At 66.8% G+C, this 16740-nt stretch carries 13 protein-coding genes; 9 read left to right on the top strand and 4 right to left on the bottom strand.

Annotated features, from left to right (window positions below; genetic code table 11):
• Positions 1 to 26: 26 nt before the first annotated feature.
• Positions 27 to 1019 (bottom strand): LLM class F420-dependent oxidoreductase, encoded by a 993-nt coding sequence (locus tag AB4Z55_RS20400; RefSeq protein ID WP_239400791.1) that lies wholly within the window; start codon positions 1017 to 1019, stop codon positions 27 to 29.
• Between the two features lie 142 nt (positions 1020 to 1161).
• On the opposite strand from AB4Z55_RS20400, the gene AB4Z55_RS20395 reads away from it, so the two are divergent.
• Both AB4Z55_RS20395 and AB4Z55_RS20390 read left to right on the top strand, forming a co-directional pair.
• Entirely contained in the window at positions 1162 to 1830 is a 669-nt protein-coding gene (locus AB4Z55_RS20395) for an HAD family hydrolase (RefSeq protein ID WP_239400789.1), read from the top strand.
• Between the two features lie 75 nt (positions 1831 to 1905).
• Complete coding sequence (locus tag AB4Z55_RS20390) at positions 1906 to 2868, top strand: 4-(cytidine 5'-diphospho)-2-C-methyl-D-erythritol kinase (protein WP_004019662.1); 963 nt, start codon at positions 1906 to 1908, stop codon at positions 2866 to 2868.
• Between the two features lie 77 nt (positions 2869 to 2945).
• Here AB4Z55_RS20390 and AB4Z55_RS20385 read toward each other — a convergent pair whose 3' ends face one another.
• Complete coding sequence (locus tag AB4Z55_RS20385; protein WP_369520406.1) at positions 2946 to 4880, bottom strand: FUSC family protein; 1935 nt, start codon at positions 4878 to 4880, stop codon at positions 2946 to 2948.
• Positions 4877 to 5908, bottom strand: a complete 1032-nt coding sequence (locus tag AB4Z55_RS20380) for a linear amide C-N hydrolase (RefSeq protein ID WP_354559940.1) — start codon at positions 5906 to 5908, stop codon at positions 4877 to 4879. Before AB4Z55_RS20380 ends, AB4Z55_RS20385 begins: the two co-directional genes overlap by 4 nt.
• A gap of 748 nt (positions 5909 to 6656) precedes the next feature.
• Here AB4Z55_RS20380 and AB4Z55_RS20375 point away from each other — a divergent pair.
• The 7 genes from AB4Z55_RS20375 to AB4Z55_RS20345 all read left to right on the top strand — a co-directional run bounded on the left by AB4Z55_RS20375 (position 6657) and on the right by AB4Z55_RS20345 (position 14914).
• Positions 6657 to 7424 (top strand): hypothetical protein, encoded by a 768-nt coding sequence (locus AB4Z55_RS20375; RefSeq protein WP_369520405.1) that lies wholly within the window; start codon positions 6657 to 6659, stop codon positions 7422 to 7424.
• Positions 7425 to 7426: 2 nt separating this feature from the next.
• A complete protein-coding gene (locus AB4Z55_RS20370) occupies positions 7427 to 9391 on the top strand; it encodes a YhgE/Pip domain-containing protein (RefSeq protein WP_354559943.1) in 1965 nt (654 codons plus the stop codon).
• A gap of 72 nt (positions 9392 to 9463) precedes the next feature.
• Positions 9464 to 10876, top strand: a complete 1413-nt coding sequence (locus AB4Z55_RS20365) for a glutamate decarboxylase (protein ID WP_369520404.1) — start codon at positions 9464 to 9466, stop codon at positions 10874 to 10876.
• Between the two features lie 75 nt (positions 10877 to 10951).
• On the top strand, positions 10952 to 11617 hold the full coding sequence (locus AB4Z55_RS20360; RefSeq protein ID WP_369520403.1) for a hypothetical protein: 666 nt from the start codon (positions 10952 to 10954) through the stop codon (positions 11615 to 11617).
• Positions 11614 to 12648, top strand: a complete 1035-nt coding sequence (locus AB4Z55_RS20355; RefSeq protein WP_369520402.1) for a helix-turn-helix domain-containing protein — start codon at positions 11614 to 11616, stop codon at positions 12646 to 12648. Before AB4Z55_RS20360 ends, AB4Z55_RS20355 begins: the two co-directional genes overlap by 4 nt.
• A gap of 10 nt (positions 12649 to 12658) precedes the next feature.
• Complete coding sequence (locus tag AB4Z55_RS20350; RefSeq protein WP_369520401.1) at positions 12659 to 13729, top strand: helix-turn-helix domain-containing protein; 1071 nt, start codon at positions 12659 to 12661, stop codon at positions 13727 to 13729.
• 39 nt (positions 13730 to 13768) lie between these two features.
• Positions 13769 to 14914: a lipase family protein gene (locus tag AB4Z55_RS20345; protein WP_369520400.1), complete on the top strand. Its 1146-nt coding sequence runs from the start codon at positions 13769 to 13771 to the stop codon at positions 14912 to 14914.
• Positions 14915 to 14917: 3 nt separating this feature from the next.
• Here AB4Z55_RS20345 and AB4Z55_RS20340 read toward each other — a convergent pair whose 3' ends face one another.
• Positions 14918 to 16714: an ABC-F family ATP-binding cassette domain-containing protein gene (locus tag AB4Z55_RS20340; protein ID WP_369520399.1), complete on the bottom strand. Its 1797-nt coding sequence runs from the start codon at positions 16712 to 16714 to the stop codon at positions 14918 to 14920.
• Positions 16715 to 16740: the final 26 nt, after the last annotated feature.

Genomic DNA, 16740 nt, shown 5'->3' with positions numbered 1-16740 from the left:
CCTCAGGGAGCAGGGAATCGCGGGACTCAGTTCGACGCGGCGCGCAGTTTCTCCAGCAGCTCGGGAGCGGCGTCGCGCAGGAACTCCTCCTGGGTGTCGCCGCCGATCTGGACGAGCGCGATGTCGGTGAAACCGGCCTCCCAGAAGGGTTTCACCGCCTCGACGATCTGATCGAGGTCGGGGCCACACGGGATGTTGCCCGCCACGTCGTCCGGCGTCACGAACTGGGTCGCGGCGGCGAATCCCGCGGTGGTGCGCAGGTCGGCGTTGACATCCCAGCCGCCGGCGAACCAGCGGAACTGATCGTGAGCGCGCTCGATCGCCTTGTCGCGATTGCGATCCCAGCTGATCGGGATCTGTCCGATCGCGCGCGAGCCCTGCCCGTCGACGGTCGGGGTCGACGAATGGGCGTTCCAGGCGTTGATGAACTCGGCGTCGGGTTCGACGGCGATCAGGTGGTCGGCGAGGGGACCGAACGTCTCGATACCCGCGTTGCCCGCGACCGCGACACCGATCGGGACCGGCTGATCGGGGAGGTCCCAGATCCGGGCCGCGTCGACCTGGAAGAACTCGCCGCGGAAGTCGACGAGCTCGCCGGTGTGCAGCTTGCGGATGATCTCGATCGCCTCGGCGAGCATGTCCTGACGGTCGGCGACCGACGGCCAGCCCTCGCCGACGACGTGTTCGTTGAGGTTCTCCCCGGAGCCCAGGCCGAGGGTGAAGCGACCGTCGGCGAGGATCTGCAGTGTCGCGGCCTTCTGGGCGATGATCGCCGGGTGATAGCGGATCGTCGGGCATGTCACGTAGGTCATCAGGTCGACCCGCTCGGTCGCGTGGGCCACGGCGCCGAGGACCGTCCACGCGTATGGGGCGTGTCCCTGGGCCGAGAGCCATGGGAAGTAGTGGTCGCTCGACACCTCGAAGTCGAAGCCGGCGTCTTCGGCGCCGACTGCGTACCGCACCAGCTCTTTCGGGCCGGCCTGCTCGGTCATCAAGGTGTAGCCGAATCGGGTTGCCATGGGGTTCTCCTCTGCGAGATCGGTCGCGTCGGTGTAGGCGTTGAGTCGTAGGTCCGAAACCTGGGCGCTCGAGACGGTGGTGCCCGGGCAGGCGGACATTCGACGACGGGGCGCGGTTCTCGACCCCGGAAACGAGGTGCAGATGCCTGACCACAAAGCGGATGGGTCGATCGACACCGTGCTTCTCGATGTCGACGGTACGCTCGTCGACTCCACCTACCTCCACGCGTTGGCGTGGATGCGGGCCTTCGCCGGCCACGACCTGACCCCGCAGTGGTGGCAGGTGCACCGGGCGATCGGCATGGGTGGTGATCGTCTGGTCGGCGAGATCCTCGGCGACGACGTGGAGGAATCGCTGGGGGACACCCTCCGGGACGAGTGGGAGAGCGCGTACCGTGGCCTGCTGCCCGACGTGCGGCCGCTGCCGGGCGCTGCCGACCTGGTCCGCGGGTTGCTCGACGCCGGGTATCGGGTCGCTCTGGCGTCGTCGGGCAAGTCGGAGTTCACCGACGCGGCGCTCGAGTCGATGGGATTGTCCCGGAACGACTTCGCCGCCGTGACCACGTCAGACGACGCCGATTCGTCCAAGCCGGCACCCGACATCCTGTCGGTCGCCCTCGACGAGGCCGGCGGCGGCAAGGCCGTCGTCGTAGGCGACACGGTGTGGGACGTGGCGTCGGCGCACCGACTGCCTGCGGACTGCGTGGCGGTGCGGTCCGGTGGGTTCGCGGAGGGGGAGTTGCGCGATGCGGGCGCGGTGCTCGTCGTCGAGCATGTCGGCGAACTCGTGGACCGCGGCTGGCGCCCCTGACCGACCCCGGCTGGGCCCACGGCCGGTTGCGGCGGTGGGCACGGGGCCGACCCCGGGGCGCTAGGCTGGATCATTGTGTCGCGAACGTCGCTGTCGGTGGTGTCGGACTCCGTCACCGCGCGGGCTCCGTCGAAGGTCAATCTGCACCTCGGGGTGGGTCCGCGCCGCGATGACGGCTACCACGACCTGGTCACCGTCTTCCAGGCGCTGTCCCTGCACGACGACGTCAGGGTGGCCCGTGCCAACGAGATGACCGTCACCGTCCGCGGCGAGGGCGCCGCGTCGGTCCCGGCCGACGAGTCCAACCTCGCGGTTCGGGCGGCCCTGGCACTGGCCGACTGGGCGGACCGTTCCGGCAAGGTCGCCATCGACATCGACAAGACGATCCCGGTTGCCGGCGGCATGGCCGGCGGCAGCGCCGACGCCGCGGGGGCGCTCGTCGCACTGGCCGCGCTGTGGAAACTCGACATCGGCCGGGACGACCTCGCCGCGATCGCCGCGGGTCTGGGCAGTGACGTGCCGTTCGCGCTGCACGGCAACACCGCACTCGGCACCGGACGTGGCGAGCGGCTGATGCAGGTCCTCTCTCGCGGAGAATTCCACTGGGTCCTGGCCCTCGCGCGGGAGGGGCTGTCCACGCCGGCGGTGTATGGCGAGCTGGATCGGTTGCGCGACAGCCGATCTGGCGAGTGCGCCGACGACGCCGGGCGCGATCTGCTGCGTCGTCCCGACGAACTGATGCAGGCGCTGGCGTCGGGTGACCCGCACGCGGTGGCGCCGCTCCTGCACAACGACCTGCAACCCGCCGCGCTCTCACTGCAGCCGACCCTCCGCCGGACCCTGCGCGCTGGGGTCGATGCCGGGGCGCTGGGCGGCATCGTCTCGGGCTCGGGTCCGACGTGTGCCTTCCTCTGCGCCGACGAGACCAGCGCGGTGAACGTTGCCGCGGAACTGTCCGGCGCCGGCGTCGCGCGCTCGGTCCGCACCGCCAGCGGTCCGGCAGCCGGGGCGCGAGTGCTCGGGGCCGACCGAACCTGACCGTTCGTGCCGGCGCCCGCACGTGACCCTTCGACGAGGCGCGGGCAACAGCCAGCCGTCGAGTTCGACGAGGACGGTTATCGTCTGTCGGTCTGCGTCGTGCTGTCCAGTTCGTGGGGCGCAGGTCGGGATTCGCGACCGATCAGTGACCGCAGATGTGCGAGTTCGTCGGCGAGTTCACGCACAGCGGGGTCGGGGGAGTGCGCTGCGCGTGCGGGTGGTGTCGGGGTACGGCGTGCGCGGTGCTCGGCGGTGACCTGATGGTCGAGGTCGGCGAGCTCGCCGGCGAGGACCGAGAGTTCGTCGGCGTCGGGGGTCGTCGCCGGTGGTGTCCGCGCTGCGGATGCGCTTGTGACCCGGTCGGCGACGCGCTCCGTCGCGCTGACCACCGGAATCCAGGCCCAGGCTTCAGCTCCCGCCGGGGGAGGCTCGGAGAGGTTGCGCTGCAACGAGGTTCGCGCATCCGATAGCCGTCGATACACGATCCGGCGATCGGCGGTCACGACGTCTGGTGACGCATTGCCCGCCACGTCTTGGGCGTACCGTGCGAGAACGGTCAGCGTGGCGCCGAATGACTCGACCATGTGCACGCGGCGAGCCCCCGGCCAGACGAGGTAGCCGACGACGATCACGATGACACAGCCGATCACCGTCGTGGCCACCCGCGCTTCACTGAGATGGAGGATCGATGCGTGGGGTACGACCACATCGAGCAGAATCATGATCAGCGGTGTGAGCACCAATGCTTGCCCCAGATATGACCGCGTCATGGCCCAGGGCAAGGTTGCCGCAAGGACCGCGATGACAAGCCCGGAGATGATCGGTTGATGAGGGAGAACACCGACCGCGACGGCGACGCAGGCGCCGCCGACGGTGCCGATGCTACGAAGGACCGCACGACCGAACACCGAACCGAGGTCGGGCTTCATCACCAGCGCGACGGTCAGCGCGATCCAGTACCCATGTGCGACGGGCAGGACGAAGTACATGGCGTAGGCGATTGCTGTGCACAAGGCCAGTCGGCCGGCCGACGCGAGCAAGGCCGGACCCGGCGGGGACGGCGTGGTGCGTTCGGGCGGTGCGGTCGATACCGGCGAGGGCGCGTCGCCGAAGATCGCGTCCTCCAGCATGCCGAGGCGGATCAACGTCCCGTCCGGTGGGCGAGCCCCGGGTCGGCGCCGATGGGTGAGTGCAGCGGCGCATTCGGCCAGCCGCGGCGCCGTCTGTGTGGATAGGTCCCGATCTGCATCGTCGGCGAGCAGGCGGGCCATCAGCTGATCGGCAGCCCGCGAGATGGCCGCTGCCCGGTCGTACTCGGGGGTCGGTCCACCTGCGGTACCGCGCCCGGTGATGGCCATGTGATCGAAGGCGTCGAGCGCACTGATGGCCTGCGCCCGCTCCACGGCGAGATCGGTGTTGCCGGCAGCTTGTGCGCGAGCGAGCACGGACAGTGACCGCAGCAGGGTCACCAATGAGTCTCGCTGGGGCCGAGACCGGCTGATGGCCACCTCGACCGCAAGTCCCGCGGCATAGAGAACCGCCCCGGCGAGGAACAGTACCGCCGGTTCCCAATAGGGTCGAGCTGCTGGGACCCCGATCGCGATCGCCGCGATCACCATCGCCTGCATCGTCGCCACCGACACTGTTCCCGAGTACCCGCTGACGATGCCGGAGACGCCGGCGATCACGGCCATCACGGCCACGGTGACCGGGGCCGGTGCGGTGGACAGGACTCCGAGAAAGTACGCGGCGGCCGCGAGTGGTGTGGTCGTCGCGAACTGTCGGAAGCGGGCCCGGTACGCCACCGACTTCTCGCCGGCCGCGAGCAGCAGCGTTCCCATGCTGATCCACATCCCGACCAAAGGGTGACCGGTCAGCGCACCGAGGGTCACCGGGGCAGCAACGGTCACCGCGCCCCGGATCGACCGGCCCAGCGGCCATGTCGCCGACGGTGTGGCGAGGAGGGCCCGCATCCACACCGTCGGCTGCCAGCCGGGCAGGTCGGTGGTCACGACTGGTGCGACGGATCCTGCAGTGTGGCGAGTTGGGCGAGGAGTGCGAAGGAGAGGAACGTCATCGGACCCTGATCGGCGAACTGTCCGCTGACGTTGCCGGCGATCCCGCCTTCGACCGACAGTTTGCCCTGCAGGTCGAGTTTGAGTTGCGGAGAGCCCTCGGCGAAGTCGAGATCCTCGAGGTCGACCCAGACGATGTTCGGCCGTGTGGTCGACTCGAAGACGAAACGCTTGTTCGTCAGGTCGGTCACCGTCTGCCAGATCGTCTGCGAGGCATCGGGTTTTCCGGGATCGGGCAACCGGAAGGGTTGCGCAGCATTGCGGATGACGCTGAACATCCCGGCGATCGCCTCGACCTTGCTCTTCGGCTGGGGTAGTCGCCCGGAGTAGTACGCCGCGCGCGCGAATCGGTGCTCTGCCTCGGTGTCACCGGGGAGGGGCTGGTCGCCGCCGAGGCCCTCCCAACGCCGGAGAAGCTCGACCTGCTTGTCATAGGTCGGTGAATTCGTCATCACCCGGAAGGAGCTGTCGTGATAGACACGCGGCTTCCCGTCGATGTACTCGATGATCGCCGAGTCGCCGGTTGCATCGTCGAGCGCGAGATGAATGGTCGGCGGGTTCCCGCCGGTCGGATCCGGCATCTGGATGACCTGAACATTGGTGTCCTCGACCCACTGCACGGCATCGGCGACGGTTGCGAAGTTGTCGAGGAAGTACTGCAGCCAGACCGCCTGGCTGAGCGCAGGCCTGGATTTGTCGTGCTCGCCGTATGTGGATTCTGCCAGCCAGAGGACGTGACCGGCGAGTCCTGCTTCGTTGATGCCATCGACCGAGATGATGTCGAACGCAGCAGCGATCACGCTCCCGTACTTCGAGGTCCAGGTCAGCTCTCCCTCGACGCCGTCGTCGCGACTGATCCCACGGGGCTGGGTCCACAGGTTGGTCATCAAGTCCTTGTGGAAATCCATGTTGCGGCCCACGAGCACTGCGCCCGCGGCGTCAGGCCAAATGACTCGGGTGCACATACTTGATCACCACTTTCTTTATAAGACGAGCGAATTGACTCGAAGGAGCTGGCGGTACGCGAAGATGTCAACGGGTGATGTCGCTGAATGGATGCGATCAACCCTGCAAGGTATCGACTTTCGCGAATCCGTGACCATCTCGGTCGATCAGGACATTAATACTCGGGAACCGTCCTGCCGGTGGTTCGAGACCCATCTGGCACAGATTCGCTGCGTTGTGGTCACAGAATGCAGACGCGAATATGTGTCCGGTGTCGACGGTTGGGTTTGGGACATTTCAGGCACGGATTCGTGCCCTGTTTGGGTTGGTCGGGTACGACCGTCGGGGTGCCCGACCGGTGGGCACCCGCCCGATTCCGGTCGCTGCCCGGAGCGCCCGGTTTCGATGCGAAGGCTGTGAAAAGCGCTGTACAACAGCACTTTCTGTCGATATTGGTTTCGGTTCGCCTACCCCGGTTCGGTGTTTCTCGACGACGGGGGATCGTTCGAGGCGACGACCTGACGCCGGCCTGATGTTGATTGATCGATAGCGGACTTCCGCTGTGACGCGACGCAATTCGACGCTAATCTCCGGCCGTGACGAATGCTGAGCCAGGCATGTGGATGTCTCAATCGAAGCGTTGTCCGAACAGGTTCACGTCCCGATGAACGGGCCGAGGATTCTGTGTCGTGTGCCGTCGGGGCCGAACGAGGGGCTGATCTCCGCGTCATTCCATCGCGGAACGCCACTCCTGATGAGAGGTCCATCATGAGCGCGACCGGAGATTCCGGAGAGGGAGGGCCTGGTCCGATCGGCGTCGCGGACGAATTCCGCGACTCGGATGAGTTCCTGATTGTCGCCGAGGAGATTGCGGTACGTGCCTCCTGGGGGCCGATCTTCGGACCCACCGACGTGGCGATCCGCGCGGGCGGGGTCACGGTCCTGCAGGGGTCGGGCGGTCGTGGACGAACGGCACTCCTGCTCACACTGGCCGGGCGGATGGCGCCCACCAGCGGCTCACTCACCGCTTTCGGGAGGACGAACGACGCCCGAAAGCTCTTCAAGAACGCGGCGATCGCCGACATCGACGAGGTCGACGGCATCGACCAGACGATCAGGGTCCGTGACGTCCTGACCGAGCAGATCCGCTGGCAGGCCCCGTGGTTCCGATGGGTGGGGCAGTCGACGGCCGACGATCTGGAGCGGTTGTGCCGACCGGTGTTCGGGCCGCTGACCCTTCCGCACCTCGATGCCTTCGTCGAGGAACTGCCCGAACTGACGGCTGCACTGTTCCGCATCGCGATGGCGAACCTGCGACGACCGCCACTGCTCGTCACCGGCGGCGTCGACCGGATGACGCGGACCAGCAGCGCGCACCGGCTACTCGAGCGGTTGGTCGACCTCGGGCGTGAACAGACGGTCATCACCGCCGACGTCAACGGTGTCCATCCAGGTGTCGGCATACGTGAGGTCCTCCTGGTCGACAACCTGACCGACCACGAGTTCGTGCGAATCGTCTCAGAAGATCGGAACTGAACATGCTTGCCGCATTCTCTCCGGGCAGCGACTTCAAGCGTTACTACCGGGGCCGCATGCCCCGACTCGCGCTGATCGTCATCATCCTCATGCCGCTGATGTACGGCGCGCTCTACCTGTGGGCTTTCTGGAATCCGTTCAACGCCGTCGACAAGATTCCCGTGGCCCTTGTGAACGCAGACAGCGGTGCCGTCGTCCAGGGGGAGCCTCTCAAAGCCGGTGATCAGGTCGCGGCGGGTCTGATCGCTTCCAAGCAACTCGACCTCCACCCCGTCTCGGCAAAGGAGGCCGAGGAAGGCGTCGCGAACGGGACCTACTACTTCTCGATCACCCTGCCCGAGGACTTCAGCGAGGCCCTGGCGTCCCCGACGAGCGGCACGCCGCGATCGGCCGAGCTGATCTTCACTTACAACGACGCGAACAACTACCTGTCGACGGTCATGGGACAGGACGCCGCCCAGCAAGTTGTCAACCAGGTCGGTGCGCAGGTCGGCGCGCAGACCTTCGACATCGTCCTGAACGACGTCAGCCAGATGATCCCGAAGCTGCGACAGGCGCAGGCCGGTGCGAACGAGCTGAACGCCGGGATGAAGACTGCGAACACCGGTGCCGGGGAACTGGCCACCAACCTGGTGACGGCGCGGGACGGCAGTCAGCAGCTGGCCGGCGCCCTCGATGAGCTCGACACGGTCGTCCAGCGCGCGACGACCCCGCTGATCGCCGCACTCGGTCAGGGCCCTGGTTCCGGACCGAGTCCGCAGGAACTCGCGGCGACCGCGTCTCGGCTGGGCGCCACGAGCGGGTCCATCGCCGAGCAGCTCGGAGCAGTGTCCTCACGGCAGTCACAGGCGAGTCGACTGCTGTCCGACGCTGTGAATCGCCTGCGGTCCAGTCCTGACCCCAACGTGCGTGCCATCGCCGACACCATCGCACCAGCCCAATCGCTGCTCGACACCGGCGGATTGAGTCCCGACGCGAACAACCAGCTCACCCAGCTGCGAACCGACGCGCAACTGTTGTCCGGCCAGTTGTCGAACCCGCAGAGCCCGACGCGGATCGCGCTGGGCCTGTTCGCCGACGACGGCCTGCGCAATGACGTTCTCGCCGCGCGCTCGGCGTCCTCGCAACTGAGCTCCGGCGCCGACCAACTGAGTACCGGTCTGGTGGAGCTCAGCAACGGGGCCGACCAGCTCGCGGCGGGTACCGTCCGACTAGCGGCCGGTACCCAGCAACTGGCGACCGGGATCAACGAGGGCGTCGCGGCGATTCCCGCGTGGTCACAACAGCAGAAGGACGAACTGACCGCCACTCTGGCACGCCCGGTCGCGCTCAAGGAGAACACCCTCAACGAGGCCAAGACCTTCGGCACCGGTTTCACCCCGTTCTTCTTCGGGCTCGCGCTCTTCGTCGGCAGCATCATCGCCTGGATGCTGTTCAACCCGTTGCAATCCCGGCCGATCGCGCAGGGTCTCAATTCGTTCCGCGTGGTACTGGCGTCGTTCGCGCCGACTTTCATGGTCGGACTGCTGCAGGCGACCATCCTCTATCTCGTGGTGGTCTTCGCGATCGGTCTGCGACCGGCGTATCCCGTTGCAACGTATGGCTTCATGTTGCTGATGGTCGCCATGTTCCTCGCGATGATCCAGATGTTCAACGCGCTGTTCGGTCCAGCGGTAGGACGAGTGGTGACCTTGGCGTTCCTGATGATCATGCTCACCTCGGCGGGAGGTATCTACCCCGTCCCGACCACCACGAAACCGTTCCAATACATCCACTGGGTGGATCCGATGACGTACACCGTCAACGGCCTGCGGCAACTGACGGTCGGCGGCGTCGATCATCGCCTGTGGATCGCGGTCGGTGTGGTGGCCGGACTCACGGCGGTGTTCCTCGCCGTGTCCACCTGGGCGGCTCGTCGAAACCGTCAGTACAACATGGATCGTCTCTACCCGCCGGTGGAGGTCTAGATAGCCAGGTCACCCACGGACTGCCCGAGTACGTCAATCCGACTGAAACCCCTACTCCCAAGGAGAGAGAGTATGACCACCACCGAGCATTCGAATGCCAGAACAACCACCAACGCAACCGATTCGCTGTTCATCAACCCGGTCTTCGTGCGGCCCGGCGAGGCGACCGAGCTGCCGAAGTTCCAGATCCCGGACGGAATGAGCCTGCCCCAGACGGCGTATCAGATCGTGCACGACGAGGCGATGCTCGACGGCAACGCACGTCTCAACCTCGCCACGTTCGTCACCACCTGGATGGACGACGAGGCGCGACAGCTCTACAGCGAGACCTATGACAAGAACATGATCGACAAGGACGAGTACCCGCAGACCGCGGCGATCGAGGACCGGTGCTGGAAGATCCTCGCCGACCTGTGGCACGTGCCCGACGTGGAGAGTTCGATCGGGACATCGACCATCGGCTCGTCGGAGGCGGCGATGCTCGGGGGCTTGGCACTCAAGCGGCACTGGCAGGCGCGTCGCAAGGCCGAGGGCAAGTCGACCGAATCGCCGAACCTCGTGCTGTCCACCGCGGTTCAGGTCTGCTGGGAGAAGTTCCTCAACTACTTCGAGGTGGAGCCGCGGTGGGTTCCGGTCACCGAGGACCACGTCGTCTTGGACGGTCACGACCTCGAGAAGTACGTCGACGAGAACACGATCGGTGTCGTGGCGATCATGGGTGTCACCTACAACGGGTTGTACGAGCCCGTGAAAGCGATCTCGGAGAAGCTCGACGAGATCCAGGCGTCGACCGGGCTGGACGTGAAGATCCACGTCGACGGCGCGTCGGGCGCGATGATCGCCCCGTTCTGTCAGCCGGAACTGGAATGGGACTTCCGGGTACCGCGGGTGGTGTCGATCAACACCTCCGGGCACAAGTACGGCCTCGTCTACCCGGGCCTCGGCTGGATCATCTGGCGCGACACCGAAGCCCTGCCGGAGAGCATGGTGTTCCACTGCAGCTACCTGGGCGGTGACATGCCCACCCTCGCGCTCAACTTCTCGCGTCCGGGCGCACAGGTTCTGTTGCAGTACTACAACTTCCTGCGCCTCGGGCGGGAGGGGTATCGCCAGATCCAGCAGAGCTCACTGGACGTCGCGCAATACCTGTCCGGGAAGATCGCCGAGATCGGACCGTTCGAGCTGGTGAGTCGAGGCGACACCATCCCGGTCTTCGCGTGGCGACTCAAGTCCGATCACACCGACAACTGGACACTGTTCGACCTGTCCGACCGACTCCGGATGAAGGGCTGGCTCGTACCCGCCTACCCGATGGCGGACAACCTCGCGTCGATGACCCTGCAGCGCATCGTCGTCCGAGCGGGATTGAGCCATGATCTGGCGACCGCGCTGCTGACCGACATCGTGGCCGAGGTCGACTTCCTCGACGGTCTCGACGCTCCGATGCCGCGCGTGTCCGACACCGGTTCGCACTTCCACCACTGATGTCCCGGTGCCGGGGCGCCGTCGACGCCCCGGCACCGGTACGTGTGGTGTCCGACTCCTGAGGACGCACAACACATGAGCATCGCTGTCGAGCCGCGGCACTGGCGCCACCTCCTGCTCGAACCGACCCTCAACAAGCAGTGCTGGGGTTTCGTCATCGGCTCCGCACTGTTCGCACTCGGATCGGCCCCCGGCTTCGGCTCCTGGGCGGGGGCGTCGAACTCCAACCTGTGCTACTTCGTCGGTGCCTGGTTCTTCACCGCGGCCGGACTGGTCCAGCTGCTCCGCAGCGGACCCGCCACCGTCTCCGTCGATTACGGTTCGGGCACGATGGTGCGTGCGGAATGGCTTGCCGCATCGACCCAATCGGCCGGCACTATCATGTTCAACGTGAGTACAGCCTCCGCGCTCACCGCCCATACCGCCGCGGCCGACAAGCATTTCGTCTGGTCTCCCGACGCGGCAGGTTCGGTGGCGTTCCTCATCAGCGGTGTCGCCGCGATCATTGCCTACACCCGCACCGACCGATGGTGGAATCCGCGGAGCGTCGAATGGTGGTCGACCCAGATCAACTGGGTCGGCTGCGTCGCGTTCGCGGTGTCCGCGGTGGGTGCCTACGTCCTCGCCGACGGCAACAGCCTGGACAACACCCTCGCCAACACCGGTACGTTCGTCGGCGCGCTGTGCTTCATGTTCGCGTCGCTCATCGTCGCGCCGGTCTGGAAGCGGGACAGGGGATGACACCTTCTGGGCAGTCACCCGACACGGCTTCGGTATTCGCGGACGATGTCGTCGAGCAGTGGTACGGGGAGATCGGAGCATTCAGCCCGGTGGGCCAGAGCGCGACCCGCCATGTCTACCGGGCTGGTAGGGAAGGTGCCGCGCAGTACCTGCCGGCAGCACTTACGGTCTCCGGACCGGAGGGAGTCGAGAGCTTCGCCGAGATCGTTTTCTGGCGTCCCCTCTCGCTGATCTGTGCCTTCGCCGCGCTGCGTACGCCCTGCACGATGGTCGGCAACGGCCCGCCCGATACGACCGGACGCGAGTCCTATGTCATCGTCGGCACCCAGTCCATGCCTACCACGGGGCTCATCACCCAGGGTCGCCGTTCGACGTCGTATCGAGGAGAGGACTTTCTCGCCGTACTCAATACGTCGCGCAGATTCACGCACACGTCCTTCGACATCAGTGATCCAGTCGGGGTGTGGATACCCTCCGCGCTGCTGGCCGAGGATGCCGGGGAGGATGTACCCCCCATCATCGAGACCCCGCTCGCCCGCTCCGCCGCTGCGTTCGTGCGGAACTTCGCCCACGAGGTCGCGGTACGCGGGGCGGAAACCGACGCGGAGGCAGAGCTCGCCGCGATCGACGTCGTCCGTAGCGCCCTACGCAGTGTGCGGACGGAGACCGCACAGATCGGCAACAACGTCACGAGCACCCAGGAGGCCGCGGTGGCACTTATCGAACAGAACTACCGCGACCCTGAGTTCACCGTCGACTCGATCGTCCGCAGCATGCATGTCAGCCGACGCCATCTGTACCGGATGTTCACCGGGGTCGGTGAGTCACCGGCAGCACTGATCGCCCGGCGTCGGCTCGAGAGGGCCCGGACCCTGTTGGAGACGCAGGGCGACATCACCATCGACAGAGTTGCCGCGGCCTCGGGGTTCACGTCGGCGGCCATCCTGCGCAACAGATTTCGCGCTGAGTTCGGTGTGACTCCGGACCTCTTCCGTCGCAACAGTTGTCAGACCGCAGGAGCGGATGGGTGAAGGTGCGCGGATGAACGGCCGAGGCTACTCCCGCAGGGGCCTTGAACCCGCCGTCGTAGATGCTTGGTACGAGCGGTGGGGGGTGCGGCATCCGGACGAGTTGCCCGAACCCATTCGCCTCCGCGGACGGGCAGGTCTCGCGGCCTATTCGTCGGCGTTCAGTTCGGTCAATGCTGAGTTTCCAGAGGGCTACGAGTCGATCATCTATCACCGCAAGATGTCGATGATGATGGCGCACTGCGAGTTACACACACCAAGAACGACGGAGCTGACCAGGGCGGCGATCCGAGAGATGCCGATCGACCTGGTGATCGTCGCCGCTCATGTTCTCGAGTCCGATCTCCGTATCACCCAGTACGGCACGGAGATGGCGTACGGCGAGGGGCAGTTGGTCGTCCTGGCGTTGGACAGTCCGTTCGTGAACGTCGTCGACTGTGTCGCAGACAGCGCGATGTTGCTCATCCCCAAGCGGTTGCTCGGTCTCAGCAGTGAGTCCGGATCGGCGCCGCGCCTCCCGGTTGCCGCTGACTCACTCGTATCGAGGTCGACGGCGCAGTTCGTGCGTCGGTTCGCCAGTGACGCTGCGATGCTGGGACGGGAGGTCACCACGGAGATGGAGCTCGCGGCGATCCGGATGATCCGGGAGGCGATCGGTATGCACAGCTACCACGAGCGTCATCCCCAGCGCGACAGTGTCATGGTGCGCGAGGCCGCTGCCGAGCTGATCGAACAACACTTCGCAGATCCGCGCTATTCGGCGGACACGATCGCGTCGGCGCTGCACATGAGCCGCCGCCATCTCTATCGGCACTTCGCCGACGCGGACACCTCGCCAGCGATCTTGCTCAAGCGACGTCGACTTGCGCACGCTATGGAGTTGCTCGCCGCCGAGCCGGACCTACCGCTCGACGCGGTCGCCGGACGGTCGGGTTTCCTGTCTGTCGCCGCCCTGCGCGGCCGATTGCGGGCGGAATTCGGGGCGGGGTGGACCGAAATTCGCACTCCGGTTCACCCACCGCTTACGCCGGCACCTCCGAAATCATCGGGACATCACCGCGCGCAAGGACCCACCGGGGGCTGACCCGCTTCTGCAGGTTTCCATGGCCGGTACAGTCGGTCGATGCTCTGCCGACCACCGCGGACCGCGACGCCAATCCTCATCGTCCTGCTGCTCTGGCTCGCGACCGTCGCCGCGACCGGCGCCGCCACGGCCGCCGCCCCCGCCGACGGTTTCGTGTTCACCACCACCGACGTCGTTGCCGACGAACTCCCGTCGGCGGCCGCATCGGGCACCCGGCTCACCTACGCGACGCGCGATCAGAACGGCCGTCCCGCGATGTCGAGCGGCGTGTACTGGGTGCCGAAGGGGACGCCGCCCGCCGGTGGCTGGCCGATCGTCTCCTGGGCGCACGGGACGGTCGGACTGGCCGACGAGTGCGCGCCGACCCTGCACCGACTCGGTGATGGCGTCGAAGCTCCCGTGCGGGCGGCACTCGCAGCCGGTTATGCCGTGACCGCAACCGATTACGCCGGGCTCGGATCGGCGGGGGAGACGGAGTACCTCGGCGGCCGGGCGGCGGCGTATTCGGTGCTCGACATGATCCGCGCGGCCCGGTCGGTCGATCCCTCACTCGGGTCGCGATGGGTGTCGACCGGCCATTCGCAAGGCGGTCACGCCGCGCTGCAGGCGGGCCGCCTCGCCGCGGACCATGCACCCGAGCTGCCGGTGGCCGGCATCGTCGCGATCGCCCCGGTCTCGTCGCTGGAGAACCTGTTCGGATTGTTCGGCCCCCGCGTCCCAGGTCTCGGCGCGCTCAACGTCCTCAGTGCGCCGTTCCTGTTCACCCTCGCCGGACTCGACCACGCCCACCCGGAACTCGGCGTCGCCGACTTCCTGACCTCCGACGGCAAGCGTTTCCTCGACCGCGCGCGAGCCCGGTGCAACGGCGATCTCGTCGATGCGCTGCGGTCGGTGTCCCCGGGCTCGCTCGTCGCGTCGTCGTTCACCGCAGAGCCGGAGTTCCGCAACGCCTTGCGCGAGTATGCCGAGGTCCCCACCTCCGGGTATCCGGCGAAAGTGACTCTCGCGCACGGTCTTCTCGATCCGGTGCTGCCCTATCCGCTGAGCCGGTCGCTGCGGTCGGCGATGCGCGACGCCGGCACCGACGTCGATCTCAAGACCTATGCGCGCGCCGACCACAGCAGTGTCGTCGACGAGTCGCTGCCCGACGTGATGACCGTGATCCGGGAGTCGTTCGGCCGGTAGCGATCACTCGAGGGCTTCGCCGAGTTCCATCCAGCGTTCCTCGACCTCGGCCAGCTCGGCCTCCATGGCGCGGATGCTCTCCGTTTCCGCGGCGAGCCCCTGGTAATCGGATTGATCGTGGTCGGCAAGTGCGGCTCGGGCGGAGTCGATCTTGCTGTGCAGCTTGTCGATCCGACGTTCCAAGGAGGCCAGCTCTTTGTTGGCGGCACGCAACTCGGCGCCACTGAGAGACGGGCTCGAGTTTGCGCCGGCAGGGGTCGACGCGGTCGCCGAGTTTCCCTTCGATTGTGCCGCACGCAGTTTGAGGAACTCGTCGACCCCGTTCGGGAGGTGACGCAGTTTGCCGTCGAGGACGGCGAACTGCTGATCGGTGACGCGTTCGAGGAAGTACCGGTCGTGCGAGACGACGATGAGCGTGCCCGGCCAGGAGTCGAGGAGATCCTCGAGCGCGGCGAGCATGTCGGTGTCGAGGTCGTTGGTCGGCTCGTCGAGGATCAGCACGTTGGGGGCGGCGAGCAGGATGAGGAGCAGCTGCAGCCGACGCTTCTGCCCGCCGGACAGGTCTTTGACCGGGGTGGAGAGCTGGGCGCTGTCGAAGCCCAGTCGTTCGAGGAGTTGCGACGGCGAGAGCTCCTGCGCCTTCGATCCCGAGCCGAAGGTGTAGGTGGTCTGTAGTTCGGCGATCACCTTCCGGACCGGGTCGTCGAGGTACCGGTCGAGATCGTCGAGGCGTTGGGTCAGCGTCGCGACCTTGACGGTCTTGCCACGCTTGACCCGTCCGCCGGTCGGCTCCACGGTGCCGGCGATGAGGCCGAGGAGCGTCGACTTGCCGGCGCCGTTGACGCCGAGGATGCCGGTTCGCTCACCCGGGGCGAGTCGCCACTCGACGCCGTCGAGGACGTCGCGGTCGCCATAGGACACCGACACGTCGAGGAGGTCGACGACGTCTTTGCCCAGACGCGCGGTGGCCAGGGACTGCAGGGCGACCGTGTCGCGCACCGGCGGGACGTCGGCGATCAGCGCGTTGGCGGCGTCGATGCGGAACTTCGGCTTGGAGGTCCGCGCGGGGGCGCCGCGACGCAGCCAGGCGAGTTCCTTGCGGGCGAGGTTCTGCCGACGCGCCTCGACGGCCGCGGCCTGCCGGTCGCGTTCGACGCGCTGCAGGATGTAGGCCGCGTAACCACCCTCGAAGGGTTCGACGATCCGGTCGTGCACCTCCCAGGTGACGGTGCAGACCTCGTCGAGGAACCACCGATCGTGGGTGACGACCATCAACCCGCCGGCGTTGGCCGGCCAGCGCCGTTTGAGGTGCTCGGCGAGCCAGGTGATGGCCTCGACGTCGAGGTGGTTGGTCGGCTCGTCCAGCGCGAGGACGTCGTGCTCGCCGGCGAGCAGCCGGGCCAGCGACACCCGACGGCGCTGACCGCCCGACAGCGAACTGGTGGGCGCCGCCCACTCGACGTCCCCGAGCAGGCCGCCGATGACGTCGCGGACCTTGGCGTCGCCCGCCCATTCGTGTTCGGGGCGGTCGCCGACGACCGCATGCCCGACGGTCTCGTCCTCGTCGAAGACGTCGACCTGGTCCAGGACACCGATCCGCACTCCGCCACGCACGGTGACGCGACCGGAATCCGGCTGCATCCGTCCGGCGAGCATCGCCATCAGGCTCGACTTGCCGTCGCCGTTGCGGCCGACGATGCCGATGCGGTCGCCCTCGTTGACCCCGAGGGACACCGACTCGAAGACCTTGGTGGTCGGGTATTCCAGGCCTAGGGTTTCCGCGCCGAGTAGATGAGCCACCCGTCAGACGCTAGTGGGTGGCCGGT

The organism is Gordonia sp. ABKF26 (genome assembly GCF_041103195.1).
Classification (GTDB): domain Bacteria; phylum Actinomycetota; class Actinomycetes; order Mycobacteriales; family Mycobacteriaceae; genus Gordonia; species Gordonia terrae.
This window is presented reverse-complemented; position numbering and strand designations above follow the sequence as displayed.